Source organism: Methylobacterium longum, from assembly GCF_022179385.1.
In the GTDB taxonomy this organism is placed as follows: domain Bacteria; phylum Pseudomonadota; class Alphaproteobacteria; order Rhizobiales; family Beijerinckiaceae; genus Methylobacterium; species Methylobacterium longum.
The window spans coordinates 1-24152 of record NZ_BPQS01000053.1 but is presented as its reverse complement, the minus strand read 5'-3'; the positions used below and the strand labels follow the sequence as shown (position 1 = coordinate 24152).

The following is a 24152-nucleotide window of genomic DNA, read 5'->3' as shown; positions in this document are numbered from 1 at the left end:
GTTTCAAAAGTTTCTGCAACTTCCCCATCCTCCTTATACGTGTACGTGCGCGCGTTCACGGATAAACGGGTGGTTTCAAAAACCTTGAAACCGGAACGCGGTCACTTTCTGCCGTGGTGGCCCTGATGATGGTCCCCGTCGACTGCTGGGGTCGTTCGCGGGCGGCCTCGACCCCGCTGAGCATTTCGCCTTCCGTCGCAAGCCCGGTGGGCATCTAATGTCAGGGATCGAAGTCGCCGCCACGGCGCCCCGTGATTGCACAGCGAGCCCGACTGAACGCCTGCGCCGGCACGATAGGTTGCGCGGGCGCAGCCGCATCGGCGACCTCCCGTACGATCTTGGTGCGGATCGCTGTGGCGAACTCAGCGACATCGCGTACCGGCACCATGAAGGCACCAGGACCGCCGATGACGCAGTCGCGGTAGTACAGATCGAGGTCGGGAATGTCGTAGGGCCCCGTCGGCGCACTGATCATGAGCGGCAGGCCGTTGATGACGATGCCCGCCGCCACCGCATCGTCCCGCGCCTGAGTAACCTCGCGGCCCTGGTTGTTCGGGCCATCCCCGGACACGTCGATCACGCGCCGTGTCGGCTCCACTCCCGCCACCCGCAGCAGTTCGACCGAGAAATCGAGCGCCGCCGAGACCGAGGTCCAGATCGCCCGCTTTGGGCGCGCACGCGTGAGTTGGCCAGCGAAGCCCTCGGCCTCAGCGGCTGTGCCTATCAGCGTCCAGGGTACGACCACGTACCGGCTGCCGACACCGGCCCACTCGACGTAGGTCACAGCGATACGACCGATCAGCCCTTGGCGGATCGCTGATTGGACCGCCTCAGACCGGAAGGCAGCGACGTAGCCCTCGCGCTGGACCCGCTGTTCCTCGGGATCCATCGAGAGCGAGATATCGACTGCGAACACCAGGGCGAGGTCGACATCTTTTCCAGCCTCCTGCGCCCGCTCCTGCTGCACTGGGAGAACCAGGGCAAAGAGGGAGGCGGTGACAACGGCGAGGCGCATGGGGGTTCTCCGACGCCCATCCAGTCTGCGCAGCCGAAGTTCGTGAGGGAAGGCCCGCTGGGTGCGGCGCTTCGCGGCTCGAGCAGGCTCACCCCACACGAGGTCAACCGCTTTTCCTCAAACGAACGCCGACACCTGCTGGCGTCCTACGCCGGCCTCGCCCGTGCAGCCTGAAGGAGCCGCCATGTCCGACCCCGACGGCATGCCTCATCCCGGTCGTATGTCGGTCGAGCGTCCGACGATTTGGCACTCCTATTGCTGATATGCCTGTTGCCGAGATCCCGGCTCGACCCGCGGAGCGGTCCCGTGAAGAAGATACCTCCTGGCGTCGGGCCGAAGCACCCGCAGGTCGTCGTCCTGTTCGGCGCCACCGGAGATCTCGCTCAGCGCAAGCTCCTGCCAGGGTTGTTTCACTTGGTCAGCGCGGGCTTCATCCCGGCCTGCCGTATTATCGGTGTGTCTCTGGACGACCTAGATGCTGACAGCTTCCGGACCGCGGCGCGCGGGGCTCTGGACCGGTTCGCTACGCGTGGCGCAGGCGATGAAGCTTGGGCGGCATTCTCGGACTTTCTCGATTACGTGCCGATCTCGGCGGGGCCGGCGGCCCTGCGCGAGGCTGTGGATCGGGCGCGAGGCAGCCTGGGCGCTGAGAGCCGACTTCTGCACTATCTCAGCGTGCCACCGGCTGCCGCGCTTTCGGCGGTCAAGATGCTCTCGGACGCCGATCTTGCCGCGGGCTCGCGGGTCGTGATGGAGAAGCCGTTCGGAGTCGATCTGGAGAGTGCCGTTGATCTGAACGCGCGCCTGCATGCGGTGTTCGACGAGTCCCAGATCTTCCGCATCGACCACTTCCTCGGCAAGGAGCCAGCCCAGAACATCCTGGCATTCCGCTTCGCCAACGGTCTGTTCGAGCCCATCTGGAACCGCAACTTCATCGACCACGTGCAGATCGACGTGCCGGAGACGCTAGGCCTGGGCACCCGCTCGGCCTTCTATGAGGCCACCGGCGCCTACCGCGACATGGTAGTGACCCACCTGTTCCAGATCCTGGGCTTCATGGCCATGGAAGCGCCGACGTCCCTTGAGCCGGCGCCGATCTCGGAGGAGAAGAACAAGGTCTTCCGCTCAATGCTGCCCCTGGATCCGCGCGATGTCGTCCGCGGCCAATACAGCGGCTATCGCTCGGAGCCCGGCGTCGACCCCGAGTCCGACACAGAGACCCTCATCGCCCTCAAGTGCCAGATCGACAACTGGCGCTGGGCTGGAGTTCCGTTCTACCTCCGCACTGGCAAGCGGATGGCGGAGGGCCAGCGGATCATCTCGATCGCCTTTCGCGAGCCGCCCAAGAGCATGTTCCCGGCAAACTCTGGGGTCGGGGCGCAGGGGCCGGACCACCTCACCTTCGACCTCGCCGACGCAGCGAAAATGTCCCTTTCGTTCTACGGTAAGCGGCCAGGACCAGGGATGCGGCTCGACAAACAGAGCCTGCAGTTCTCGATGCGCGACACCGGGCTGGTTGGCGATGTACTGGAGGCCTACGAGCGGCTGATCCTCGACGCGATGCGCGGCGACCGCACGTTGTTCACCACCGCGGAGGGTATCGAACGCCTGTGGGAGGTCTCGGTCCCACTCCTCGAAGCTCCTCCGCCGGTACGGCTGTATGAGCCGGGCTCGTGGGGACCAAAGTCGATCCACCAGTTGGTGGCCCCATACGCGTGGCGCCTTCCGTTCGAGCGGGCATGGCGGAACACAGCTCCTGTCGAAGGATGACAGTCCGCGTCGTTACCATGACATGCTCCTCTCCGTTCGCCGTTCCTGGTCTCGCTGCCGACCCTGTTGGCACAGCTTGTAGGGCCGAGCTGCGCCGGATCAGCCACGCCCGGCACGCCGCCAACCCATGCGAGGATTTCGCCGCGCTAAGCGTTAAGATCGCCGAGATGGACCCAACGCACTCGGGCTGGCGGGCGATGGTGCTGGAGATTGCGTGGCACGGGATCGGAGGTGCGGTATGACCACCGCCAGCATCCTCGCCCTCGTGGAGAGCATCGAGCGCCGCGGTGACGACGCCCTGGCTGCCTTTGCCTTCCAGAGTGCCCTCACCCGGAAGGGCCGTGAGGCGCACGCGGCTGGAGGATCCGCGACCCTCGACGCCATACGGCGGGAGATCGCGGCCGCGGACCCGAAGCGAGCCACTGTCCGCGCCGAGATCCTGGCTGCTGCCTGGGCCGACCTCTTGCCCGGCAGTGATAGAACGGTCTGATCGTGACCCCAGACACAGAAACAGCGGGGCTCACGCCCCGCCGCTGACAACCTGTCTACCGTTCTTCAGTACCGGTCTCGCGGGCGCGGACGGTCATCGTCGAAGTCGCGTCGGCGTTCCTCGCCTCGGATCGCATCACGCCGCTCTTCACGGAACTCCTCGCGACGTTCTTCGCGACGGATCTCGTCCCTGTCACGCTCCCGAGGCGAGCGCGGGTCGACCCGCACGCCCCCAGGTCCGATCTCGATGCCCTGCGCCGAAGCCGGCAGGCTTGGGATGGCGAGCAGGCCTGCTGCGATCAGCCCTCCGGCGATGATGTACTTCATGTCCACTGCCTCCAAGGTTCGGCCCCTAACGACCCCAGCAGGTCCAGCGTTCCGCGCCGGTCTGGGGACAGTGCTTCTAGGAAGGCTATCTACTGGAGGTCCTTCAGCGCTCTTTCGGCTTAGCATTTCGTAGCTCGACGATGAGCGCATTAAGAGCGGTCAGAGCCTCCGTTCTCTCCTTAGATGGCAGCGTAGCTCTTCGGTCGAGCTTGTTCGCCAGAACCAGTGTGGCGAGGTTGGACTTGATCAGTGTCGCTTCAAGAGGCGCCGTCATGACGATCCGGCCACGTAGGCTTGCGATCGCATCTTCTGCTGTGACGCGGAGTTCATCGCCCATGCGCCGACTTGCTGCCTCGACCGCCGCGACCCAGGAGCGCACGACAGGGACGATTTGCGGCGGCAGGCTGTCTAAATCGACCGTTCGGCCCATGGGCGCCTGCAGATTGATTGGCATGCAAGAGGTGATCGATTGACCTTGCACGAGCAAGTTGCTTTCGCCGACCAGTTGAGGTGGCGCGGCTGAGAGCGCTAATCGCCGTGGTGGCGCTGTAGGTCCGAGACGCCGTTGGCGAGGTCCACCAACGGGCCACGGTCGCCGCGCACAGGGTCTGACCGCAGGCTGCCTGCTGCCACTCAGAACCCGCTAGTCGATCCGAACCCGGACACTGTTCCCGCCACTGTTCTCAGCGATCCATAGGCAAATCCTATATACTCAACCAGAACCCATAGACCGTGTGTAAGACCATGACGAAGCCGACTAACCTCAAGCCCTTCGCCCCTGGCCAGTCCGGCAACCCCGGAGGCCGCCCCCGCCTGCCCGACGACGTGAAGCAGCTCGCCCGCGGCTACACCCGCGAGGCCCTCGAAACCCTGGCCGGCGTCATGCGCAACGACGAGGCGCCGGCCGCTGCCCGTGTCACCGCCGCCAGCCACATCCTCGACCGCGCTTGGGGCAAGCCGGCCCAGCACCTCACCGTCGATCCCGTTGGAGACCTCACCGATGCCGAGCTTGGGTCAGAACTCGCCGCAGCCGTCGAGCAGCTTCGACGTCTCGGCCGCGCGGGAGCGAGTGAGGCTGCTGACGATGGAGGCGAAGCGCCGCCAACGGCGCACTGACATCCAGGACTCGCTGGTCGCGTGGTCCGTGGCTGCCGGCTACACCCCGGCGCACCACCACGAGGTGCTGATCGCCGAGCTTGAGCTGCTGGAGTCCGACGACGAGATCGACACGCTGTTGGTGTTCATGCCGCCCGGATCCGGGAAGAGCATCTACACCAACCACCTGTTCCCGGCTTGGTACGTGGCCCGCCACCCCGAGCGGAACGTGCTCACCGCCTCGCACTCCTCGGAGCTTGCCGAGCGGTTCGGGCGCAAGACCCGGAACTTGATGGTGGAGCACGAGGGCGAACTCGGTGTCAGCCTATCCTCGGACAGCCAAGCGGCGAACCGCTGGGCGACCACGGCCGGCGGCGAGTACTACGCCGTCGGCGTGGGTGTCGGCATCGCGGGTTTCCGTGCGGACCTCGGCATCATCGACGACCCGTTCGGTAGCCGCGAGGATGCGGAGAGCCGGCGCATGCGCGATCGGGTCTGGGACTGGTACTCGGACGACTTCTCGACCCGCCTCAAGCCGGGAGCCAAGAAGGTCGTCATGCACACGAGGTGGCACGACGACGACCTTGCCGGGCGCATCATCCGCCAGCTCGACGCGATCGCCCGCCCCTACCGTGTGCTGTCTCTGCCGGCGCAGGCCGGTCTCGGCGACCGGCTCGGGCGGCAGATGGGCGACTTCCTCTGGGATGACGGCGAGTACGGCTACGGCGCACAGCTCCGTCGGCGGAAGGAGGAGGTCGACACCCGCACCTGGGCGAGCCTGTATCAGCAGGTTCCGGTGCCGGAGGGTGGATCCTACTTCGAGCGGGAATGGATCAAGCCGAGCAAGGGCTCGCCCGCCCGTGAGGGGCTGAACGTCTACGGCGGCAGCGACTACGCCGTGACGCGGGACGGTGGCGACTACACCGTGCACATCGTCGTGGGGCTGGACCCAGACGGCAACATGCACGTCCTCGACCTCTGGCGGAAGCAGGCCGACAGCGGCGAGTGGATCGCGGCGTGGTGCGATCTGGTGAAGAAGTGGCGCCCGCTGGAATGGGCCGAGGAGACGGGCCAGATCCGATCCGCGCTCGGGCCGATGATGGACGCCGCCGCCCGCGAGGCGAAGGCGTACTGCGTCCGGCGCCAGTTCCCGACCCGCGGTGACAAGGCTGTCCGCGCTCAATCGATCCGCGCCCGCATGTCGATGAGGGGGCTCTACATCCCGGGCGACGCGCCGTGGCGGAAGGACTTCGAGGCCGAGCTGCTGCGCTTCCCCGCGGGCGTGCACGACGACATTGTGGACAGCATTGCTCTCGTAGGACAGCTCCTCGACCGCGCCCGGCCGGGCATTGCGCCGAAGGCCTCGACGCAGCCGAAGGACGGTCTGACCGGCTACAAGTCGATGCGGTCTAGTGGGGGATCCTGGCGGGTATAGAGGCCTATCGGAACAGAAGCGCCACCTGCGCGAACGCGGAGACCGACGCCGCGATGGCGGCATAGCTGTTCCAAGTCGATTGCTGCCGTAGGGTCGGGTAGAGGAGCAGATACCGCTTCCCAAACCGAACAGTGACCGCCCCGTCGGCCGTCGTGCCTTCGATTGGCGGCTGGCGTCGGTTCTCCGTGCCGACGCGCGTTGAGATGAGCCACGCGACTCCGGCAATCAAGCCAGCGACCGCAGCAGCAGCCGTGCAGATGAACCGCGCTGTCTCCATCAGAACAGCGGGTTCATCGTCACGGCGCCATCAGTCATGTCGATTTCCGATACCAGCGGCATGAGGTTTCCTCGATCCGGCTGGATTGCCAAGACACGGTTGCAGGCTTGCGCCAGCACGCGCCCGGATGTCGTCGGCATGTTGGCGAGCATCTCGTGCATCAATTCCGCGATGGTACGATCGCGCCGGTCTTCGGGTTCCAGTTTCCCGCCATACACTCTCTCAAGCGTCGAGATTACGTTATCAGCCACGATGGCGGCAAATCGCTCCTGACCTGCGTCCGTCATGTCTGCCGCTCCTGCAGAAACTTAGAACCGCTGTGCTCTTTGAAAGCGTTGGCGCATCGATTGTAGCCGACAGCCATCCTACCTCCGGCGCGCCGTAACGGATCTAACATCGGCGTCCTGGCCAGCAGCTCGCGCATCAATTGAGTGACCGTCATGGCACGGCTGGCTGTAAAACGACGGTGAGTGCCTACAGAAACAAGAAATGCACTTAGCAATGCCTTGCTTTCCTTGATCCGCCAACACATTCTGTGGGCTTTCCAAGAACAGGTGCGCCGTGGACGAGAGCGTAGAGACCATCGAGGCTCAGGCCGTCGATTATGTAGAGCTGACAGCTGAGCTCGTCTCGGCCTACGTGTCGAAGAATGCGGTACGGCCTGGGGACATGGCGGAGCTGATCTCCAGCACGCATGCTGCGCTCGCCGGGCTCGGCACCTCTGCCGTGCCGGCTGCCCCTACGGCCGATAAGGCTACCCCGGCCCAGATCCGCAAGTCGATCACGCCGGACGCGCTCATCAGCTTCATCGACGGTAAGCCGTACAAGACGCTCAAGCGGCATCTCACCGGCAACGGCCTGACCATCGAGGAGTACCGCGAGCGCTTCGGCCTGCCACGGGACTACCCGTCGACGGCTGCTAACTACTCGGCGCAGCGCGCTGAGCTTGCCAGGAGCATCGGCCTTGGCCAGCTACGCACGAAAGCCGCTCCGAAAGCTGCACAGCCCGCTGAGACCATCTCCGAGAAGCCGAAGCGTGCTGGGCGGCCGCGGAAGGCGAAGGAAGTTGCTGAGGCCTAAGGCTGAGCTGGGATCCGCACGCGCGCTGTGTCGATCCCCATATTCTCACCCATCGTGGCGGTTGAGCTTCAACTAGCTCCCGCCTGCGAGCGCGCTGGTTGCCGTGTTCACCCCGTTCACGTGCGACCGGCGCGTCCGCGCTCTCTGACGCCTGCCACTGCAAGCGGTGGCTCCGCACGATGCAGATGCCGCGCGGCTCGGCCTGGGGGCAGTGAGAGCTGCAGTCGCTGCATCACTCTGTCGCTCGACCGGATGCGTGACCGGGCCAGATCGCCAGCAAGAAGTGGAATGTGTTGAAGAGGTGCTCAAGATCTCCATCGAAAGTCATACTCTGTAAAGATTTATTTGTCATTAAAGTGGTTTGACCCTTGCATCCGAGGATGTGCCATGCCGGCTCAGGCCCAGATCCAAGAACAGGCACGGCTTACCAATCTCGACCGGTACGATGTCCTCGACACACCATCTGAAGAGGCGTTCGACCGCATCACGCGGCTGACACGCCGTATCTTCGATGTTTCCATGTCGACCATTTCGCTCATCGATGGCCACCGTCAGTGGTTCAAGTCGCGCCAAGGCGTCTCAGCCTCCGAAACGTCCAAAGGACCTGCGCTCTGTAACGTGGCTGTTCGGGAGGCCCGGCCGCTCATCGTACCGGACACCCTCGCCGACGCGCGGTTCGCCGATAACCCCTTTGTCCTAGGCGAGCCGCATATCCGCTTCTACGCGGGCGTCCCGCTGCGCACGCCAGAAGGCCACTGCATCGGGACGCTCTGCGCGATGGATACAAAGCCGCGCACTTTCCTGGCCGATCAGTTGGATACCCTTTCTGACCTCGCCCACATCGTCATCAGCGAGCTGGAACTGCGGGTTCTTGCCATGACTGATGGCCTGACAGGGGCTCTCTCGCGGCGCGCCTTTCGCGATGAGTTCAGCCGCGCGTTTGCGCTCGCCGTGAGGCATAAGCACGAACTCAGCTGCATCATGCTCGACCTCGATCACTTCAAATCCGTGAACGATCAGCATGGTCATCCCGTCGGTGATCGGGTCTTATCGGCAGTGGCTGAGGTGTGTCGCGTCGAGCTTCGTAAATCAGATGCCTTCGGCCGCGTTGGTGGTGAGGAGTTCGCGATCCTGCTGCCGCATACCGGGCTCGCATCCGCGATGCAGGTGGCCGAGAAGCTGCGGGGTTCTATCGCGCGGCTCGATATTCCAACGCTACGTAACTCCATCAGGATTACAGCAAGCTTCGGTGTGGCGGCGCTCAACGGGTCCGTCGGCGATCCTGACATGCTGCTGCAGAACGCAGATGCAGCGCTCTACGCCGCCAAGGACGACGGGCGTAACAGGTGCATGGAATGGAGGCCCGTCGCGATCGCGCAGCAGAACATCCGCCGCCGTGTGCTCAAGGCGGGTCAGATCTCGTTCAACGCAGGGCGTTCCGCCATCGATTGCACCGTGCGCAGCCTGTCTGATGAAAGTGCTGGACTGAAGATTGTCACAACAGCTGGCGTCCCGGAAAAGTTCAAGTTGCTGATAGAGGCCGATGGCTTCTCCCGGCTGTGCGAGATCGTAAGCAAAAGCGACCAACATCTTGACGTCGCTTTCATTTAAGCTCCGGGCCGGATTGCTGCCCTGTCGCACCGCTGGCCGGCTAAAGACGGCAGCGGCACATCTCACATTGGCCGCTTGAAGCTCGCTGCGTCGATCAGGGCACAAGCGTCAGAGAGAACCTGAAATCGTCATCGGCGATCGATGGGCTACAAGAACCCGCTCCCCGAGTGCCCCTTGAAGGCGTTCGCGCGCCGGATGTAGCCGACCACCGTCCGCGGATCCCGGTGGCCCGACTGGTCCATGATCCGGGCGAGATCCGCCCCGCGCTCGGCCGCCGTTGTGATGTAGCCGGCGCGCAGGCTGTGAGCCCCGAAGGTCGAGGCATCGAGCCCGGCGGCCGTGCAGTAGTGCTTTATGACTCGCTCGACCGTCTTCACGCCGAGGCGCCGCGGCTCGACTCTGCCAGCCTTGTTGACCGGCCGGAACACCGGGCCTTCCGTGATGCCGGCCGCATCGAGCCACTCCCGCACCAGAGCCACCGGGCGGATGAACCGTCCATGCGGGATAGCCTTCTCCAGCCCCCTGCCCTCCTGATCGGTCTTCGACCGGCGAACGATAACCCGTAGACCTTCCGGATCCTCGCGCAGGTCTTGGACGTCGAGCGCGACGAGTTCGCTCCGGCGGAACGCGCCCGCGAAGCCCAGCGCTAGCAGAGCTCGATCCCGTTGGCCGGTCAGGCTGTCCGGCGTCCGCATCAGCAGCGCCGCCAGCACGTCGGCGGTCGCGGCCGCCTTCTGGGTCGGCCGGGTGCCAATCTCGCGCCGGATCCCGCGCAGGCCCTCGCGCAACCCCTCATTGTCGGTCGGATCAACCTCCCCGGCCAGCCTGTGCGCGTACCGGATCGCGGCGAGCCGCCGAGCGATGGTCGATGCCTTCGCGCCGCGTGTCGCTTGGTGGGTCAAGAACTCCAGGACCGCTAGCGGCGTCGCCGGCATCGGGTCGAGGCCGTGCTCCGTACACCAGGCAGCGAATAGGCCCGCATCGCTCAGGTAGGCGCGCTGCGTGCTCTTGGCCTTGCCAGCGCGCTGGAATGCGCGCGCCTGATCGGACAGGCCGGCCGCGATCGGCAGACCGGCGCCAGCGCCCGGGCGGTAGGGTTTTAAGCCCGACATCGCATCGTGTCCGATAACTGTCCTTCTCAGACACTATCACGCACGCTATGGTCGCGCGAGCGTCATCCCATCATCCCGCTTTTATCACACCATGAAAGTGTGACGGACCGCAGCGCGAGGTTTCGGCGCAACTGGTGCTGAAATTCCCTAGCCCGCGTGCCGGCGGCGTGAGATTGACGCCGGTCTGGTGGTTTTGTCCCACCGTATTAGCGGGAGAATGGCGCCGAAATGGTAAGGATCATCGGCCTTGCCCAGAGCAAGGGCGGCGTCGGTAAGACGACCACGGCCCTCAACCTCGCAGCCGAGTTGCATCGGCGCGGGCGCACCGTCACCGTGCTCGACGCGGACCCAGCCGCGCACGCCGCCTCGATCGCCGAAGACGGACAGTTGCCGTTCAAGGTCGCGGCCCATCTCCTTGAGGAAGATGCCGACGCCGCGGTGTCCGCGTGGGTGAAGGCCGTTCGGGGGCAGGGAACCGATTTCGTGCTGATCGACGCGCCCGGCGCCATGGGCGCGGCATTCGGGGCGACCATCGCCGTGTCCGACCTCGTGCTAGTCCCGGCCGGCTCGACCGTGTTGGATGTGCGCGGCGCGGCTGAGACTGTCGGCACGATCCGTCGACACCGGAAGGCTGCCAAGCGCGATCGGCCGGACATCCTGATCGTTCCGAGCCGTATCGACCGCCGGACCGGGGCAGGGCGCGACGTGGTGGCAACGCTGGCTGCTCTGACTGAGCCTGTAGCGCCAGCCATCTCCTATCGCGCCATCGTGGCCGACAGCCTCGCCACGGGAGAGGCCGTCCCGCCCGACACGCCATCGGCCACCGAATTCGCCGCGCTCGCTAATGCCGTCATGGTCCGCCTGGGAGAGACTCAATGAGCCGCCGCCCGAACGTCTCCCAGGCACTGGCGATGAAGGCTGCGGCGGCCGCGGCTCGCGAGGTTGAGCAGGACGATGCAGATGCCAGCTTGGCGCGTGCACCCCTGACTGAAGCCGCTCCTGATCCGCGGGCCACATTGCCCGCACAGATCCTGCAACCAGCCGAGACCACGGCGGATACGAAGCCGATCGGCAGGCCGAAGGGGCGCCGGCCTGTCGCGGCGCGGCAGACAGTCTACCTCGATGATGCTCGGCATGCGGCGCTCGCTCGGATCGCTGAGGACCGGGGCCGTTCGATCCACTCTCTCATCCTTGAGGGCATCGACTATATCATCGGCAAACCCACCACAACGGGGTGGCGATAGCACTGCAGAAGCGTGACTGAGGTACTTTAATGGTTGTTCTGTGGTGGTATTAAAGCGTCATATTCGGAAGTCGGTGGATGGCCGTTCGTGATCGATCCGACGATCATCGACCAGATAGCGGACTACCTCTGGGCAGTGCTCGGCTCGTGGTGGGGCGTGCTGTCCGTCATTCTCGGTCTCGTGCGGCTATCGCCGACGTTGATCCCGCAGTTGCAGCCGATCGCCGATGCAATGCAGAAAGAGCGGCGGGTGCTCGTCCCCGTAGCGCTCGTCCTGTTCGTGATCGGGAACTTCCAAATCTACGACCGCGCGTAGCGCAAGATCCGGCAGGCGGCAGCTCGGCCCGCGACGATCGATTGGCGATCCTGTCGACGTCGATTGACGGGCTGAAGCCGGGCGACATGTGGCTCAATGGCGGGATCATTCGCATCGTTCAGCTATGATTATGCTGGTTTTGTGGTGTTGAAAAACCCTCATCATGGCGCGAGGTCAGCCCTACCTGCTGCGGTGCGGTCGGGATGTGCGTGAGGCTGGGCGAGCCGTGATGATATGGCCGCCCGGCCTGTGCGGTAGACGCTACCGAGCAGCTTACAGTAGCCCTGAACCCTGATCGCAGATCACATCGTTCGAGCCGTTGCGGAGCTACGTGCGGCTGGTCATCGGGTCGAAGAGGTGCCTGGAGCCCGGCATGTCTACCGGATCGATGGCGCTGATGCCGTGACAGGACCGGTCGTGCTCGCCCTGGCAATCCGCCTTGGTTTGATAGACACCCAGCGCTGGCCGAAGTAGTTCCCGGACATGGTCATAGCCTTGATCGCCACTGAGCCCCGCAAGGGCGCCAAGGCTACTGGCCGCGAACTAAGCGCCGCCGCCGCTGATGTGGTATTGGTTGGCATCGCGATGGCTGCCAACCCCTTTGCGACGGGTCGAGGCGAGAGCGCCATGAGCGCGGAGGATGTGCGCAAGGCCATGCTGGACCTGATGGACGCTATCTCGGACCAGGCCACGCGCACCGAGATGACGGCCGACGTGCTCATGCATGCGGCGGAACAGATGTTCGGCGAGGCGGATGCTGAAGCGATGCGTGATGCTGTGCGGCGGCAACAGGTAAGCGCGCTTGAGCTGCGCGGCCGGCTCGCCGCCCTGCGCCACGAATATGCAGAGCGGTTCCCCCTGGAGCGGTAGGCGCGGGCTGCCCCCCCGATCACGAGGCAGCCCGCTGCCTAACGGCGGCGCAAGGGCCCCACCGATCCGGCTTCGTCTCGGGGGAGGGCTTGACCGGATCGATGGGTGTCCCCTGTGGGGACGCGCCCTGATGAAGCGTCACAGTCTGACGGTCAACATCGAAGGTCCAGCGGGTGGAGGCGCGGGCGTCCGACATCAAAGCCGCTGGCGGGAGCAGCTGATCGCGCCGCGGGGGGGCTGGTGGACGGAGCAGGGGCGCCACCATAGCTCTCCGGCATGGCCAAAGAGATCCCATCCGTCGGCGACCTGCGCCGGAAGTCTGAGGTGACGGAGGAGGAGATCAAGGCGGCCACGGACGCCTACTTGAAGGACGAGGCTGCCAAGCCGTCCGCCTTCAAGTCCAGCCACCGGATCGACATGCTTAAAGCGATCGAGCAGCACCCGCAGGCCAAGAAGCTGCTGGCGGACAAGGTGACCACGCCGAGGCCTGGGCCAGACCATGGTCATGACCGCCATCATCATGGGCTTTCCGGTTCGAAGGATGTTGGATCCAGCCGAGGCCCTATCACCGGGACGGGAGGTGACGACGAACGGCTATCACTCGCGCAACTACTCGGACGCTCTCGGCGGTGGGACTTACATGATAACCTACTGTATACTCGGGCGCCGATGCTTTGACTGAGTGGCTTTGCCGCGCCGAATTAGAGCCTTGATGCGCGTTTTCACTTCAGGTGAAATACGACGCTTCAAGTCCTCGTGCCAGAAAATGCGAGATGCCACAACCGTCTGATGGAAAAGCCTCGCCGTAAAACTTCGCCGAACGAGGTGGAGGTTGACGTATTCTTCCTGCGGCATGTTCCAGTTACGGTGCCAAGCCGCCTCGCTGAGATGGTTCAATTCGATGAGGTGGCCTCGGCGGAAGGCTTCGGCATTCACTTCGCCTGTCAGAAGCGTTCCCGGTGCACAGTCCGAGTACGTCTCGTCGAAGGCAATTCTCGGTAGGGCTACGGAAGCCCCGCAGCGGAGGCCCATCCCCGCCGCGACAACACGACCCGCAACGCGGATCACGTGCCATTCCAGCCGCCCCCTCGCGGCGAAGGTCTCGACGAGACGCGTGTAGAAGGCTGCGTCCTTCGGCTGCTGGATGATGGCTGAGCCGTGACGCCCTTTCCAGCCTGAGGCTTCGAGTTCCAGGAACTCGTGGATGAAGCCGGGTTCGGCCGCCTCATCGGTCAGGATCTCGACCGAAACCGGCCCGCGCTCGTCCAATTTTTTCCGGTAGCGGCGCAGGTTGCGTTTCAACTGCCCCAAACCGTCGAGGTAGGCCTTCTCGCCTGCGGCAACGTCGATCTTCGAATACCGACAGACCCTTCCCTTCATTACGACATGTTCTGGCAGTCCCACCGCAGTTGCCGCCCATAGGGGCGATGTCTGGCGGACGGCGGGGAGGAGCAGTTCGAGATACGCCGGCTGCTCTCGCAGCACTTCCTGCAGCAGAGCCGTGAGAGCCTCGTGAGCATGCTCCGTTGCTAGAAGAATGTCGCCGGAATTGGTGATGTCGTCGGAGGGCGTCATGAGCAACGGGCGCGCCCGACCGAAGATCGGATGTGGCGAGACGACGACAGGCAGAACGCCTATCAGACGGTCCCCGAGATAGGCGAAAGTGCAGAACCAACTTTGCTGTTCGCCCACCCGGTGGCGAAAGAAGGCATCCATCCAATCCGGAAGAAGCGTAGGCAGGCGCTGAGGCGCCGACCTGCCTAGTCGATCCCAGGCATCTGCATGGGCAGACAGCGCATCGACATCCCGGACCGAAACGGTTCGAATAGGTCGATGATCGATTTGCATTGTCGTCATGTCCTCCATCGGTAATTGATAACCGCTGAGATTAGCCCCGCAATCGTGGTGGAGTACGCTCCAAGTCTCTGCGATCGCTGCATCGTTCGCTAGTCCGATTGCCTCTTTAACATCAGTATTCTGTCGAAGATCGACAGTTGGCAGCGGATAAATTTGTGATAAGGGCATACATCCGCTCGAACTCGGCAGGGAGCGGCAGGGGGTATTGCAGCCGGGTGCCACCACGCTTTTGGACGATCAGACCTGCCGCCACCAAGGCCGCCATCGCCTCCTTCACATGGCCGCGCCCGATGGCGGTCTACCGCTCGATCGGGGGACCGGCCACGAGGTGAGGCGGGTGCCGAAATGCGAGCCGCGGGCTAAGTGTGGTTCAGCTCGAAAGTGCAGGACGTTCCTAGCTTGTTACTGATTGCGAAAGCCTCGCCGCGTCTGCATTATGTGATGGCGCAGATAGGATCCTGCGTTCAAATGGCCGTCTCACCGCCCACGCTGACCGGACATGCTGTGCATTGTTCGCACGGACAGGGGCGCTCAACGTATTCGAGATCTGTATGCGGGCGATACGAAACCCAAGCATTCGCTGAAAATGCCTTAGCCCGTTTGGCAGCTCTGAAGAGCTGCGTGAGTCAACTAGATATGTCACCCGATGATTAGCTAACCGCTCGACCATAGCCTGGGTAAGCAGATAACGTGCATCCGAGTGTTGTGGCGTGTCCCCGAGCGACACGAATGATCGCAGCAACGCCCAATTCCCGTCCAAGGGCGTGACAGCAACGACGAGCGGCACGCCATTCTGATCAAATGCGACCGTCCACAACCCGCCATCTATCAGGTCTGCGCTATCTGCATTGAGATTTCGGTAAAGCGGATTGGATTTGGTTCGAATGGTGCGATCAAGTATCTTCGCGATTTCGCGTTGATGTTCTAAATCCGTGATGGCACGGCAAGTAACGCCGGACCGAGTCGCAGAGCGCACTTTGCGCCGCAAAGTTTGCTTGCTAGATCCCACACTATAGTCAGAAGGATCCGTGGGTATAGGAAGAACACACGCGCCAGCATTAGCCAAGCGAAGAAATTTCACTAAGCAAATCCGCTCAAGATTTTTCTTAATCGTTATTCCTTCTGGCGCATCACTCAGAATAGCTTCTAGGCGCGGGAGTTCGAGCGTGTATTTGATGGCTTTTAAGGCCGATCTAGGATGCCTAGCTAGGTAGATCGGGATCCTTAAGCCAGAAGCGTTTGCCGCCTCCCAAAATCCAGAAAGCCAATGCTCGCAATCATCCCGCGTCATTAATCATCATTCCATTTCTCAATTTCCCTTCACGGAAAATTGATTAGATTTCCTGCGCAGTCAATCAGATTATTTAGATCTAAACTACGTAGTTGAGCGAAGGAAGATTATTTTTATAAATATTTGTAGATAATTTTGCGAGTTTTGGCAGGTAGATGCAATGTGTTGTGCTGAATATACAGGTGTTGAAGCCACAAAAACAGAAAAATAGATGCTACTTCACGTTTTATCTGCGTAGATCCGGCGGCGCGGCTAGGCTGCAACTGCCGCAAACGACGACGAGATTTAGCGAGCCCGCGCCGCGAACTCCCAGATCGGCACGCCCCAGATCTGGCCTTGCCGGTCGGGATAGGCCGCCGTCTGCTCGAACAGCACACGGTTTGCCTCGACGCCCCGCGCCGGGGTGCCGCCGACCATCAAGGCTCCGCAGTAGTCGACGCGCAGGGTGCCGTGGTCCGCATGCACGCCGAAGAGCTGCTGCGCCGTCCAGCCGAGCCGGTACGCCTCGGCTCCGTGCTGGTCGCAGAAGATTAGCGCGTTCGTCCGCATCATCGCCCACTTCGCCGGGGCTAGGTACCGGCATGGCGAGGCGTGCTCGGACAGGTTCTCGATGGCGCTGCGCCAGGAGGCGACGGCGGGCGGGAGGTCGGTGAGAGCTGCGCTGGCTGACATGCTGGCGGCGGTAGAGCCGGAGCCTTAATGACCGGTTCGCTCGGCCCGCCCCGATCTGCTCACGGGGCGGGGGAGCGTCCAATCTCACCAGCGATGAACCGATACGCGACGTGGCTCAGCGGCAGGAAGGCGGGGCGGTTAGTGGGTGTGGCCGGCGGGATGTCTCGACACTCCCATCCCGGCGGATATTCTACCGCCATGCGCGCAGCTCTCGCCGTCCTCGCCCTCGTCGCCGCTGAAGGAGCGGCGCAGGCCGCAGACTGCCGCATCGCCAAGGTGCTGTTCGGCAACATCTCGATCGATCCAGCTGGTCCCGATGGCGAGGCTTACGTGCGCCAGTCCGATTTCGGTATGACGAACTCTGTTGGTATCATCCGCGGGACGATCACCATCGGCCGCGATAACTTGGAGGTCCGCGATCGTGACGGTGCGGTCGTCGGTCAGATTGAGCCGGACACAGGTCGCATCCTCGGCTTCGATGAAGCCTGCGATAAAAGACGTCGACCCCGGTACCTGCCGATAGAGAAGGATCTCGGCGCCATCATCAACGGTGACTATCTGGCCGGCATGGTCAGAGGGCGAATGCCTCGCTAATTGCTGGCGGTCATCATCTGCCGACCTTCCTAGCATCGGGCCGCAACGGCCCCGAGCATCAGGACCTCTGACGGCTGATCGGCACGCTCGCGGACAAGGACGGCCCAACGGAGCAGCCCCCCGACCACGCGCCTAGATCTGTCACCGTGGCGAGCTTACCATGGCAGCGGGGGCTGGTACGGTTCCGACAGACGTTCGTCTAACGCAGCGAACGTCCCTACCTTCAGCCCGCCCGGTCCGCTGGCGCGGGCTTCTTCTTGCCGAGCCAGCTCAGTTCAGGTTGCCCGAGATCGCGGTGAACTTCGCGCTGAGCCTCGAACCCACAAGCCGAGCTGACACGGCTTCCGTCCGCCTAGCGAAGCGTAGCGCATCCAGGCGGGACAGCCGCCGGGACGGTGGTGTCGTTCCTACGCGACGGCGGCCAACAACAGGCAGATCTGACGGGATCTTCGCAGGCTCCTGGCAGGTTCAATCGTGCAGACAGGCTCCGACTGCTCAAGGAGGGTGTCATGGATATTCGCCAGCCCCCAACCCTGAACGCTATTTCTGAAGGGGCACGTGCCCGTGCTGCCGGGCGCCCGAAGGATGCTTGCCCATACCCGGCTCGCTCGCCGGAGCGCAGAGCCTGGATGGAGGGCTACGACGGAACACCTTGGAGGGACGGGCCGGATTGCCCGATAGCTGACGCCTAACTACTGGGCGTAGCGCATCGCGGCAGGATAGCCGCCGGGATGGCGTATCGATAGCCGAAAATCAGCCGGCCGCACGCCCGGTCCCCCGCCGTTCACCTCGATGAAGATGACAGTGGTCCGCGCTCCGATCAGGCCGCAGCGTCTTGCGCGAGCATCTCGGCTGCGTATCTAGCCCGCGCCGCGCCATCGCTCTGTCCACCGTTCCGTGAGCACCATGCCGCGAAGGCGTTCGGCTCAATCGGCACGCGCACGACCTCGACGCCGCTACGCTGCACCTCACGCTCCATCTGCTCGGTAGCAATCCGCCATGTGTCGTACAGCGGAGGCAGCTTCTCACCATCATCGAGGCTTGTGCGCAACGCCGGGTAGTTCTCCAGGGCGTACCAAGGCAGGCCAACGCGACGGGGGCGGCTCATTATGGATCTCTGCGCGTATCAGCACCGGACTGGCGCGAGCCACGCCAACGGCTGAGGGCGAGTACGGGTTCAAAGGCCGGCATGACTATCGGAGCGCATCGCCTTCAGCGCCTCTTCCACGAGGCAGGGGGGCGGCTACCACCCTTTTGCGGCGATGGTAGCCACCGCAATTCCAGCAACGAGTGCTGCGACGAGCACGGCACTTGGCGCGTTCTGGTGGGCGCTTGCCTTCAGCACCACGACTGACACGAACGCGACGACAAATCCGGCAAGCCCCATGGCAAGCCGCGGTCTGCTCACTTCAGATAGCCCTTCGCCTTCAGGTGCTCGCTGGTACGATCTGACTGCCCCAACGCCTATCCCTTCCGCTCCCGGAACCGGATCGCAGCCCCGAGGTGAACTCTGGATTATAGGGGCTACGGCACGAGGCCCGTCAGGCCGCCGGCGCCGTCACCAGCACCGTGAACCCGACCAGCGAGCCCGTGCCGCCGATCCTGGCCTGAACCCGGTACCTCACCAACCTGCAGCCTTCTTGGCGAACTCACAGATCGGCACGCCCCAATCCTGACCGTGCAGCAGGCACAGGGTACACGGTGACGGCGAGCGCGTTCATTCGGCTGGATCGGCGTCGAGGGACATTCTGTAGCGCCATCGCACTGCGCCCTGGGCGTCCCGCACGGCGGCGACGTAATCCTGCCGCCCTGGTTTGTCCGTGAGACCCTGTGCAATCCTGATCATGATCCGCACCGCCTGCGCCCGCGCGGCTTCGAGGTCGGGCAATTCGTAGCCGTCCTGGTCACGAAGCAACTCGCCCCCGTCGTGTAGGTCGATGAAGTAGCGGGGCATGAGACGCATCTCAGGAGCAGCGTGCAGCGCCAATCAACGCAGGTTTCGCGCCGCCGTTCGGGCCCCTGCGCCAGCGATCCTGACACCCTGGCGTCGATCTCACTGGTATGGCACCTCGCTGGCATGACGAAGCCCAAGCCGCAGACCTGCGAAGTGAAGATCGAGGGCGAATGGCGCGCTGTCAGCCTCACTGAGGCAGCAACCGAGCACGTTATGGCCGTGAAGCGCTGCCCGGCCTGCCACGGGCAGGTGATGATCCTAGGCGCCTACGGCTCGCCAACCGTTCGTCGGACCATGTCGCACCGGAGGGCCCATAGCGGCTGTCCGCTGAAGCCCGACACGTACTCCGGCACGTCCTCACCGCACCCGCAGGCGCTCGCGTAGGCTGCCGCATTCTGGGCTGCTTCATCGGCCTCGCGCGAGTAGGTTCGACCACGCCGACACGATGATGGCACGGCGTGCGTCCGCCCGGACGGGCGAGAGTTGCGCGACCTGCCTGAGCACCGCCTGCATCATCTCAGAACCGCCTTTGTCAGCGAGCGCTTGGCCGTGCCGGCGGATCGAAGCGCGGTAGCCGGCAGCGTACGGGCCAGTCGGCGTGCGCTCGATCGCCAGCACCAGGGTCACGAGTGCGCCCACCGCAGCCTCGTCCACTGGACCTTCCCCGTTGAGATTTGGTGCCGGACTCAGTCGCATCGTGGCTCCAGCGAGACGTCGGTTGGCCGATCCGTGGAACTGACGCAGGGTCTGTGCCGTCGTCCTATGCCCGAACATGGAGGCCGGCTATGAGCCTTCCCGAAGCCAATCGCTTGATCTACGCCAGCCCGAATGGCGATTGCTGGCACCTGCTGTTTGACCCCACGACGGGGCACAGCTTTGTTCGGCACACCGGCAATGTCGCTTCAGGCGGCCACGTGACGGATTTCAGCCTCTCGACGTTCCTCGCCTCCGGCCGCAACAGCCCCGAGCATCAGGAACTCTGGCGGCTGATCGGTACCCTCGTTGGCGAGAGCGGACCAAGGCAGCAGGTCAGCGACGTTGCATAGGCTGTACGGCCCCTCCGCCTGCTCTAATCACGGGCTGCCGCGGCTTGGCAGATGACAGCGCGCTCAGCGACGCCCGCCATCAGCTCCCGGCTTCATCGCCCGTTCGACGGCCTCCATGGTGCTCTCAAACGCCTTGGCCTCGCTGCGGTGGGGCCGGTCCGACCGCTCGGTCAGCTTGCCGCTCTTGCGGATCGCCCACTGGAAGTGGCCCTCCGGCTTGGCGACCGGCGAGACCTCGATGGAGTAGGGGTGCGGGACAGGATCAGCCATCAGCACGCTATGCCAGGGCACATGCGACAACGCCACGGCCAACGCGGCGCCATCAATTAACTGACTGGTCTGCTACTGCTCAGACCGCCTTCAGGTTGGCGGCGCTCTCCTTGCCGCTGCGCCGGTCGGCCTCGACGTCGTAGGAGACCTTCTGCCCTTCGTTCAGGCTACGCATGCCCGCGCGCTCGACAGCCGAGATGTGGACGAACACGTCCCTGCCGCCGCCGTCATCGGGCTGGATGAAGCCGTAGCCCTTGGTCTCGTTGAACCACTTCACAGTGCCGGTAGCCATAGAGATAATCCTGGTAGTCGGCTCGCCAACACGGTGTGCCGTGAGCCCGAATTAGCCCTTCTTGGCTCAACGTTCCACAGCGAGGCCATTCAACCCATCGCCGTCAGCTTCATGCCTCGTTGCGGATGAGGCTCATGCTGGCATCAGGTCCCGTCCATCCTGGGGAAGGGGCCTTTTAGGGATCGCGGAAATGGGCGCCCGAGGCAGGAGCGCCCCTGTTTCCGAATAAAAAACCAGTCCTTTTATGGGATGCCTCAGAGCGAGTCGGCAGGCGGGAAGCTGGTGCCGGCACCGCGCAGGGCCTGCATCAGAGCGTTCAGCTGCGCGATGGTGATTGCCGGTTCGCCAGGGCTGCTCTCGGCCCGCGCTACGACGCTCAGAGGCACCTTGGCCCGCTTGGCCAGATCCGTGCGTTCCCAACCGAGCGAGCGACGCGCCTGTAGGATTTGAAGGCCTGTGGTCATCCCTTCCGCTCTCGGAACCGGATCCCGGCCCCGCCGCCATTCTCGGGGATGAATTCCAATCCAGCGGCCTCGAACACGTGGCGCAGCAGCTCCAAGGTTGAGCGCTTGGCCTCGCCATTCTCAGCCCGGTTCAACGTGTTGCGGTGGAGGCCCGTCTTCTCCGCGATTATCGGATTAGACCAACCCAGAGCAGCCTTCGCCATCCTGATCTGCTCGACCGTGAGCACGGGGGCTGACTGATCGTCGGCACTCATATGCTGGTAGCACCATTTTTGTGTTGACAGCACATAAGTGCGGCCTCATGTTGTGCTGGTAGCACAACAGAGGGGCTGTCGTCCATGGCTTTCCGCACCGTCTCTTGGACCCGCATCGACCGCGCCGGCCAGGACGCCCGCACCAAGATCCCCGCCGGCATGCTTGGCGCCCGCGCCTTGATCCAGCTCGGCGCCCACACCCGTCCCCTCGTCGTCGCCGGCCGCTACGACCGCGCCGCCATTATGGCCGCCGCCTGCAAGGCTGCCACCGGCATTCAGGAGCGCTGCGGCGTCTCCCGCGCTGAGGCGATGTCCTCCGCCCTGAAGGCCACGTGGCAGGTCGCCAAGGCCGCCCACCGCGCCGCCGCGCACTGACCCCCTGACCGCGCCGGTCTGACCCCCTCCGGCGCCATCCCTTCACCTCCGATCCACCGCCACGAGCCCCACCAGGAGCGCGAACGATGTCCTATGCCCGCATCCCGAATTTCAGCCAGCCCGTCCCGGTGCGCAGCACCAGCGCCCGCACGGGCCGCCGCCAGATCCCGCTGGATCGCCGCTACCGCAACCTGCCCGACGAGACGCAGCCCGGCACGATCGAGCCCTGGCAGGCTGTGGCGCCCGTCCGCCCCGACACCGCGCACAGCCGGTCCCTGCGCTTCCTAGACGTGGCCGGTGAGCTGCTGGCCGCCCTCGTCATCGTGGGCGGCGGCATGGTCCTGACCGGTCTCGCCTCCCTGCTCTGAACCCGACCCGCAACCCGAGCGGGCCGGCTGGCTGCCGAGCCAGAGGCAGGGACCCTGTCCGCAGCGAACATCCTGCCCTGGCGTGGGCGCGGCAACGTCATCGCGGCCATGGGTGTGGCACTGATTGATATGGTCAAGGTCCGCTGATGTCGGTCGCGCTCCCGATTGACGAACAACGGTGATGGCATCGATGCCTCCTCCGTTCGTCAAGGCTCCAGCGGCAAACACGTCACAACGTGCTCGGACACGGCTGTCACAGGTTGAGCGCCCCACATCTCCTGGACTGATATTCAAAACTTCGTGAGAACGCACGATCAAAAGGGTCGTAGAAGCAGATATGTAGTTTGACACACTTTCGCTAAAATCAGCTTCCGCTCTATAGCAAAGATGCCACTTATTTTGGGCTTAATCTGCCATAGTGATCTATGTGAAAAATTGAACATATATGTCTGGATTGAAAAAATTCTTTCGAGAAGCCTTTGCCCTTAACGCAGCATTACCGGCAGCGTCAGGCCAAGCTGACCATTATCTCGGTCTCGATCTACTTCGAGGTTTAGCAGCGCTCGGAGTAGTTTGGTTGCACTATACTGAGCGACTCAATATCGCTTTTCTGTTCCGGCATGGCTATTTAGCCGTGGACTTTTTCTTCATCTTGAGCGGCTTCGTGATGGCTCGGGCTTACCAAGCCCGTATTGCCTCAGGACGCCTCCCCATCTTGCGGTTCGCGCTTATGCGTGCGGTCCGCCTAATGCCACTTATCGTCCTGGGAACGCTCGTCGGAGCTGTTGCCGAACTCATACGGCCGGGCGTCGCCGATCAGCATCACCACTTGATTGATACCATGCGAGCACTCTTGTTCGGCTTGGTCCTCTTACCAATGGGAACAACGACGACGCTGGACAGCGTGGTGTTCCCCTTGAACACTCCCACGTGGTCACTTTTTCTGGAAGCTGTCGCTAACGTCGCCTTTGCGATTTGGGCCTGGATGCGCCTTGATCTCTGGGCCCTGGTGCCGGTGCTCGGGATCAGTGTGCTCGGCCTGCTCTGGGGCGTCCATCGGTATGGGGAGATCGATTTCGGCGCTCTGCCGAACGACTTCTGGCTGGGCTTCGCCCGGGTGGGCTGGTCGTTCAGCGTGGGGCTGATCTTGTTCCGCATCCGGGGTCGGGCGCCGCGTCCTCCCTTCGCCATCCCCGCTCTCCTGCTCGTCGCCATCTTACTGATGCCCACCCTCGGCGCTCTGAACGAGGCGTTCGACGGCATCTGCGTCTTCTTCATCCTGCCTTGGATCGTTTGGGCCGCATCATCGGCGCACTTCGGGGCACTCGGGCAGCGCTGGTCTGCTTGGAGCGGCGACCTGTCTTACCCGATTTACGCCCTCCACTTCCCCCTGATCAGAGGCTTCGGAGTGCTTGGGACTAAGCTTCACCTGTCCTTAGTCGAGCGGCTCGGTGTCGTTGCCCCAGCGACCCTCTTCGTCCTACTGGTTTCTGCGGCAGCTTACGCGCTCTTCGATGTACCAATCAGGAGATGGCTGACGTCGAAACTGAACTTGCCTCTTGCTCGGAGCAATAGGCCCGCCATGCTGCTCAAACATACCAGCGACGGCCCTGCCCCTGAGTAACTCGTCTGACGAGGCTACGTACTTGGAGCGCGCCTGACGCCGACCGCGCTTCCGTACCGCTCGCCTCAGACCCGGCGCTTATCCTGGCCTGAGACCCTGCGCTTCCTCGGGCTGGTCGCGCGCGTCCGCTGGCTCGACTAGCGGCTACATGCCGCCAGCCGCCACGATGGCAGCGACGAGGCCGCAGGATCCTCGGGCTCCGGTTGAGGATCGTTTTTCGGCTACTGCAGCACCTTGGCCGGTCGGGGCGAGTACGCTCGAGCCTCTGTCTCGAACCTTGGTCGTGCCGGGGGTAGCGGCGGATTGGCGATCGGGTTGACGTTCCCCCGCTCCGCACGCGGGAGGCGAGCCTTTCCGTTCACAGCAGACGTGGTGTCTGGGACCGGTACTATCGGCGTAGGGGCCGAGGAAGGTGTCGATCCCACAGTTCCAGAGATGGTGGTCGAGTTCG

32 protein-coding genes are annotated in these 24152 nt (G+C 63.7%); 18 read left to right on the top strand and 14 right to left on the bottom strand.

The genetic code is table 11. The features are described 5' to 3' along the window. Positions 1–220: 220 nt before the first annotated feature. Positions 221–1015, bottom strand: coding sequence for a DUF1194 domain-containing protein (locus MFF58_RS26530; RefSeq protein ID WP_238292343.1), 795 nt, complete (start codon positions 1013–1015; stop codon positions 221–223). Positions 1016–1321: 306 nt separating this feature from the next. Between MFF58_RS26530 and zwf the strand changes: the two genes are divergently transcribed. Then, positions 1322–2785, top strand: a complete 1464-nt coding sequence (zwf, locus tag MFF58_RS26525; RefSeq protein WP_238292342.1) for a glucose-6-phosphate dehydrogenase — start codon at positions 1322–1324, stop codon at positions 2783–2785. Positions 2786–3023: 238 nt separating this feature from the next. Next, complete coding sequence (locus tag MFF58_RS26520; RefSeq protein ID WP_238292339.1) at positions 3024–3275, top strand: hypothetical protein; 252 nt, start codon at positions 3024–3026, stop codon at positions 3273–3275. Positions 3276–3340: 65 nt separating this feature from the next. Here the strand turns inward: MFF58_RS26520 and MFF58_RS26515 are convergent, their stop codons facing one another. Both MFF58_RS26515 and MFF58_RS26510 read right to left on the bottom strand, forming a co-directional pair. Then, positions 3341–3601, bottom strand: coding sequence for a hypothetical protein (locus tag MFF58_RS26515; RefSeq protein WP_238292337.1), 261 nt, complete (start codon positions 3599–3601; stop codon positions 3341–3343). A 103-nt stretch (positions 3602–3704) separates the two neighbouring features. Continuing rightward, positions 3705–4055, bottom strand: a complete 351-nt coding sequence (locus MFF58_RS26510; RefSeq protein ID WP_238292335.1) for a hypothetical protein — start codon at positions 4053–4055, stop codon at positions 3705–3707. 290 nt (positions 4056–4345) lie between these two features. Between MFF58_RS26510 and MFF58_RS26505 the strand changes: the two genes are divergently transcribed. Both MFF58_RS26505 and MFF58_RS26500 read left to right on the top strand, forming a co-directional pair. After that, positions 4346–4717 (top strand): DUF5681 domain-containing protein, encoded by a 372-nt coding sequence (locus MFF58_RS26505; RefSeq protein WP_238292333.1) that lies wholly within the window; start codon positions 4346–4348, stop codon positions 4715–4717. Further along, positions 4671–6131 carry a terminase large subunit domain-containing protein gene (locus MFF58_RS26500; RefSeq protein WP_238292332.1) on the top strand — a complete coding sequence of 487 codons (1461 nt, stop codon included), beginning with the start codon at positions 4671–4673 and terminating at the stop codon, positions 6129–6131. The genes MFF58_RS26505 and MFF58_RS26500 overlap by 47 nt, the downstream gene beginning before the upstream one ends. A gap of 276 nt (positions 6132–6407) precedes the next feature. On the opposite strand, the gene MFF58_RS26495 is transcribed toward MFF58_RS26500, so the two are convergent. Next, positions 6408–6695, bottom strand: a complete 288-nt coding sequence (locus MFF58_RS26495) for a hypothetical protein (RefSeq protein ID WP_238292330.1) — start codon at positions 6693–6695, stop codon at positions 6408–6410. A gap of 274 nt (positions 6696–6969) precedes the next feature. Between MFF58_RS26495 and MFF58_RS26490 the strand changes: the two genes are divergently transcribed. Together MFF58_RS26490 and MFF58_RS26485 are read left to right on the top strand one after the other, a co-directional pair. Continuing rightward, entirely contained in the window at positions 6970–7488 is a 519-nt protein-coding gene (locus MFF58_RS26490; RefSeq protein WP_238292328.1) for a Ros/MucR family transcriptional regulator, read from the top strand. A 387-nt stretch (positions 7489–7875) separates the two neighbouring features. Then, on the top strand, positions 7876–9099 hold the full coding sequence (locus MFF58_RS26485; protein ID WP_238292326.1) for a sensor domain-containing diguanylate cyclase: 1224 nt from the start codon (positions 7876–7878) through the stop codon (positions 9097–9099). 146 nt (positions 9100–9245) lie between these two features. On the opposite strand, the gene MFF58_RS26480 is transcribed toward MFF58_RS26485, so the two are convergent. Further along, positions 9246–10211, bottom strand: a complete 966-nt coding sequence (locus tag MFF58_RS26480) for a site-specific integrase (protein WP_238292324.1) — start codon at positions 10209–10211, stop codon at positions 9246–9248. A gap of 228 nt (positions 10212–10439) precedes the next feature. On the opposite strand from MFF58_RS26480, the gene MFF58_RS26475 reads away from it, so the two are divergent. From MFF58_RS26475 to MFF58_RS26455, 5 genes are all read left to right on the top strand, one after another. Further along, complete coding sequence (locus MFF58_RS26475; protein WP_238292322.1) at positions 10440–11090, top strand: ParA family protein; 651 nt, start codon at positions 10440–10442, stop codon at positions 11088–11090. Next, positions 11087–11455, top strand: coding sequence for a hypothetical protein (locus MFF58_RS26470; RefSeq protein ID WP_238292320.1), 369 nt, complete (start codon positions 11087–11089; stop codon positions 11453–11455). The genes MFF58_RS26475 and MFF58_RS26470 overlap by 4 nt, the downstream gene beginning before the upstream one ends. A gap of 87 nt (positions 11456–11542) precedes the next feature. Then, entirely contained in the window at positions 11543–11770 is a 228-nt protein-coding gene (locus MFF58_RS26465; protein ID WP_238292318.1) for a hypothetical protein, read from the top strand. Positions 11771–12265: 495 nt separating this feature from the next. Then, positions 12266–12640, top strand: a complete 375-nt coding sequence (locus MFF58_RS26460) for a hypothetical protein (protein ID WP_238292316.1) — start codon at positions 12266–12268, stop codon at positions 12638–12640. A 276-nt stretch (positions 12641–12916) separates the two neighbouring features. Next, the gene (locus tag MFF58_RS26455) at positions 12917–13318 is read left to right on the top strand and encodes a hypothetical protein (RefSeq protein WP_238292314.1); all 402 of its coding nucleotides are present in this window, start codon (positions 12917–12919) and stop codon (positions 13316–13318) included. Here MFF58_RS26455 and MFF58_RS26450 read toward each other — a convergent pair. Further along, positions 13289–14665: a GNAT family N-acetyltransferase gene (locus tag MFF58_RS26450; RefSeq protein WP_238292313.1), complete on the bottom strand. Its 1377-nt coding sequence runs from the start codon at positions 14663–14665 to the stop codon at positions 13289–13291. The two genes, MFF58_RS26455 and MFF58_RS26450, sit on opposite strands and share 30 nt — an antisense overlap. A 1408-nt stretch (positions 14666–16073) precedes the next feature. Continuing rightward, positions 16074–16460, bottom strand: coding sequence for a hypothetical protein (locus MFF58_RS26445; RefSeq protein WP_238292311.1), 387 nt, complete (start codon positions 16458–16460; stop codon positions 16074–16076). A gap of 198 nt (positions 16461–16658) precedes the next feature. Between MFF58_RS26445 and MFF58_RS26440 the strand changes: the two genes are divergently transcribed. Further along, a complete protein-coding gene (locus MFF58_RS26440) occupies positions 16659–17054 on the top strand; it encodes a hypothetical protein (RefSeq protein ID WP_238292310.1) in 396 nt (131 codons plus the stop codon). Positions 17055–17563: 509 nt separating this feature from the next. After that, positions 17564–17746, top strand: a complete 183-nt coding sequence (locus MFF58_RS26435; protein WP_238292308.1) for a ribosome modulation factor — start codon at positions 17564–17566, stop codon at positions 17744–17746. A gap of 128 nt (positions 17747–17874) precedes the next feature. Here the strand turns inward: MFF58_RS26435 and MFF58_RS26430 are convergent, their stop codons facing one another. After that, positions 17875–18162: a hypothetical protein gene (locus tag MFF58_RS26430; protein ID WP_238292306.1), complete on the bottom strand. Its 288-nt coding sequence runs from the start codon at positions 18160–18162 to the stop codon at positions 17875–17877. Between the two features lie 609 nt (positions 18163–18771). After that, a complete protein-coding gene (locus MFF58_RS26425; RefSeq protein WP_238292304.1) occupies positions 18772–19008 on the bottom strand; it encodes a DUF6894 family protein in 237 nt (78 codons plus the stop codon). A gap of 123 nt (positions 19009–19131) precedes the next feature. Here MFF58_RS26425 and MFF58_RS26420 point away from each other — a divergent pair, with 123 nt between their 5' ends. Continuing rightward, positions 19132–19392 carry a hypothetical protein gene (locus MFF58_RS26420; RefSeq protein ID WP_238292302.1) on the top strand — a complete coding sequence of 87 codons (261 nt, stop codon included), beginning with the start codon at positions 19132–19134 and terminating at the stop codon, positions 19390–19392. A 21-nt stretch (positions 19393–19413) separates the two neighbouring features. On the opposite strand, the gene MFF58_RS26415 is transcribed toward MFF58_RS26420, so the two are convergent. Then, the gene (locus MFF58_RS26415) at positions 19414–19662 is read right to left on the bottom strand and encodes a hypothetical protein (protein WP_238292300.1); all 249 of its coding nucleotides are present in this window, start codon (positions 19660–19662) and stop codon (positions 19414–19416) included. A gap of 131 nt (positions 19663–19793) precedes the next feature. Between MFF58_RS26415 and MFF58_RS26410 the strand changes: the two genes are divergently transcribed. Beyond that, entirely contained in the window at positions 19794–20054 is a 261-nt protein-coding gene (locus tag MFF58_RS26410) for a hypothetical protein (protein WP_238292298.1), read from the top strand. 63 nt (positions 20055–20117) lie between these two features. Here MFF58_RS26410 and MFF58_RS26405 read toward each other — a convergent pair whose 3' ends face one another. The 4 genes from MFF58_RS26405 to MFF58_RS26390 all read right to left on the bottom strand — a co-directional run bounded on the left by MFF58_RS26405 (position 20118) and on the right by MFF58_RS26390 (position 21334). After that, on the bottom strand, positions 20118–20324 hold the full coding sequence (locus MFF58_RS26405) for a hypothetical protein (protein WP_238292296.1): 207 nt from the start codon (positions 20322–20324) through the stop codon (positions 20118–20120). A 79-nt stretch (positions 20325–20403) separates the two neighbouring features. After that, a complete protein-coding gene (locus tag MFF58_RS26400) occupies positions 20404–20616 on the bottom strand; it encodes a cold-shock protein (RefSeq protein ID WP_238292294.1) in 213 nt (70 codons plus the stop codon). Positions 20617–20870: 254 nt separating this feature from the next. Next, positions 20871–21080, bottom strand: a complete 210-nt coding sequence (locus MFF58_RS26395; protein WP_238292292.1) for a helix-turn-helix domain-containing protein — start codon at positions 21078–21080, stop codon at positions 20871–20873. Then, positions 21077–21334, bottom strand: coding sequence for a helix-turn-helix domain-containing protein (locus tag MFF58_RS26390; RefSeq protein ID WP_238292290.1), 258 nt, complete (start codon positions 21332–21334; stop codon positions 21077–21079). The genes MFF58_RS26395 and MFF58_RS26390 overlap by 4 nt, the downstream gene beginning before the upstream one ends. Before the next feature lie 84 nt (positions 21335–21418). Here MFF58_RS26390 and MFF58_RS26385 point away from each other — a divergent pair, with 84 nt between their 5' ends. The 3 genes from MFF58_RS26385 to MFF58_RS26375 all read left to right on the top strand — a co-directional run bounded on the left by MFF58_RS26385 (position 21419) and on the right by MFF58_RS26375 (position 23701). Next, positions 21419–21709, top strand: coding sequence for a hypothetical protein (locus MFF58_RS26385; protein ID WP_238292288.1), 291 nt, complete (start codon positions 21419–21421; stop codon positions 21707–21709). An 86-nt stretch (positions 21710–21795) separates the two neighbouring features. Beyond that, positions 21796–22077 (top strand): hypothetical protein, encoded by a 282-nt coding sequence (locus MFF58_RS26380; protein WP_238292286.1) that lies wholly within the window; start codon positions 21796–21798, stop codon positions 22075–22077. A 445-nt stretch (positions 22078–22522) separates the two neighbouring features. After that, entirely contained in the window at positions 22523–23701 is a 1179-nt protein-coding gene (locus MFF58_RS26375) for an acyltransferase family protein (protein ID WP_238292284.1), read from the top strand. The last annotated feature ends 451 nt before the right edge of the window (positions 23702–24152 follow it).

Excerpts from the sequence above, each read along its gene's own strand:
- MFF58_RS26530 (WP_238292343.1), bottom strand. The coding sequence starts at position 1,015 with ATGCGCCTCGCCGTTGTCACCGCCTCCCTCTTTGCCCTGGTTCTCCCA.
- MFF58_RS26520 (WP_238292339.1), top strand. The coding sequence starts at position 3,024 with ATGACCACCGCCAGCATCCTCGCCCTCGTGGAGAGCATCGAGCGCCGC.
- MFF58_RS26515 (WP_238292337.1), bottom strand. The coding sequence starts at position 3,601 with ATGAAGTACATCATCGCCGGAGGGCTGATCGCAGCAGGCCTGCTCGCC.
- MFF58_RS26510 (WP_238292335.1), bottom strand. The coding sequence starts at position 4,055 with ATGCCAATCAATCTGCAGGCGCCCATGGGCCGAACGGTCGATTTAGAC.
- MFF58_RS26505 (WP_238292333.1), top strand. The coding sequence starts at position 4,346 with ATGACGAAGCCGACTAACCTCAAGCCCTTCGCCCCTGGCCAGTCCGGC.
- MFF58_RS26495 (WP_238292330.1), bottom strand. The coding sequence starts at position 6,695 with ATGACGGACGCAGGTCAGGAGCGATTTGCCGCCATCGTGGCTGATAAC.
- MFF58_RS26485 (WP_238292326.1), top strand. The coding sequence starts at position 7,876 with ATGCCGGCTCAGGCCCAGATCCAAGAACAGGCACGGCTTACCAATCTC.
- MFF58_RS26480 (WP_238292324.1), bottom strand. The coding sequence starts at position 10,211 with ATGTCGGGCTTAAAACCCTACCGCCCGGGCGCTGGCGCCGGTCTGCCG.
- MFF58_RS26475 (WP_238292322.1), top strand. The coding sequence starts at position 10,440 with ATGGTAAGGATCATCGGCCTTGCCCAGAGCAAGGGCGGCGTCGGTAAG.
- MFF58_RS26470 (WP_238292320.1), top strand. The coding sequence starts at position 11,087 with ATGAGCCGCCGCCCGAACGTCTCCCAGGCACTGGCGATGAAGGCTGCG.
- MFF58_RS26455 (WP_238292314.1), top strand. The coding sequence starts at position 12,917 with ATGGCCAAAGAGATCCCATCCGTCGGCGACCTGCGCCGGAAGTCTGAG.
- MFF58_RS26450 (WP_238292313.1), bottom strand. The coding sequence starts at position 14,665 with ATGCCCTTATCACAAATTTATCCGCTGCCAACTGTCGATCTTCGACAG.
- MFF58_RS26445 (WP_238292311.1), bottom strand. The coding sequence starts at position 16,460 with ATGTCAGCCAGCGCAGCTCTCACCGACCTCCCGCCCGCCGTCGCCTCC.
- MFF58_RS26440 (WP_238292310.1), top strand. The coding sequence starts at position 16,659 with ATGCGCGCAGCTCTCGCCGTCCTCGCCCTCGTCGCCGCTGAAGGAGCG.
- MFF58_RS26435 (WP_238292308.1), top strand. The coding sequence starts at position 17,564 with ATGGATATTCGCCAGCCCCCAACCCTGAACGCTATTTCTGAAGGGGCA.
- MFF58_RS26430 (WP_238292306.1), bottom strand. The coding sequence starts at position 18,162 with ATGAGCCGCCCCCGTCGCGTTGGCCTGCCTTGGTACGCCCTGGAGAAC.
- MFF58_RS26425 (WP_238292304.1), bottom strand. The coding sequence starts at position 19,008 with ATGCCCCGCTACTTCATCGACCTACACGACGGGGGCGAGTTGCTTCGT.
- MFF58_RS26420 (WP_238292302.1), top strand. The coding sequence starts at position 19,132 with ATGACGAAGCCCAAGCCGCAGACCTGCGAAGTGAAGATCGAGGGCGAA.
- MFF58_RS26410 (WP_238292298.1), top strand. The coding sequence starts at position 19,794 with ATGAGCCTTCCCGAAGCCAATCGCTTGATCTACGCCAGCCCGAATGGC.
- MFF58_RS26405 (WP_238292296.1), bottom strand. The coding sequence starts at position 20,324 with ATGGCTGATCCTGTCCCGCACCCCTACTCCATCGAGGTCTCGCCGGTC.
- MFF58_RS26400 (WP_238292294.1), bottom strand. The coding sequence starts at position 20,616 with ATGGCTACCGGCACTGTGAAGTGGTTCAACGAGACCAAGGGCTACGGC.
- MFF58_RS26395 (WP_238292292.1), bottom strand. The coding sequence starts at position 21,080 with ATGACCACAGGCCTTCAAATCCTACAGGCGCGTCGCTCGCTCGGTTGG.
- MFF58_RS26390 (WP_238292290.1), bottom strand. The coding sequence starts at position 21,334 with ATGAGTGCCGACGATCAGTCAGCCCCCGTGCTCACGGTCGAGCAGATC.
- MFF58_RS26385 (WP_238292288.1), top strand. The coding sequence starts at position 21,419 with ATGGCTTTCCGCACCGTCTCTTGGACCCGCATCGACCGCGCCGGCCAG.
- MFF58_RS26380 (WP_238292286.1), top strand. The coding sequence starts at position 21,796 with ATGTCCTATGCCCGCATCCCGAATTTCAGCCAGCCCGTCCCGGTGCGC.
- MFF58_RS26375 (WP_238292284.1), top strand. The coding sequence starts at position 22,523 with ATGTCTGGATTGAAAAAATTCTTTCGAGAAGCCTTTGCCCTTAACGCA.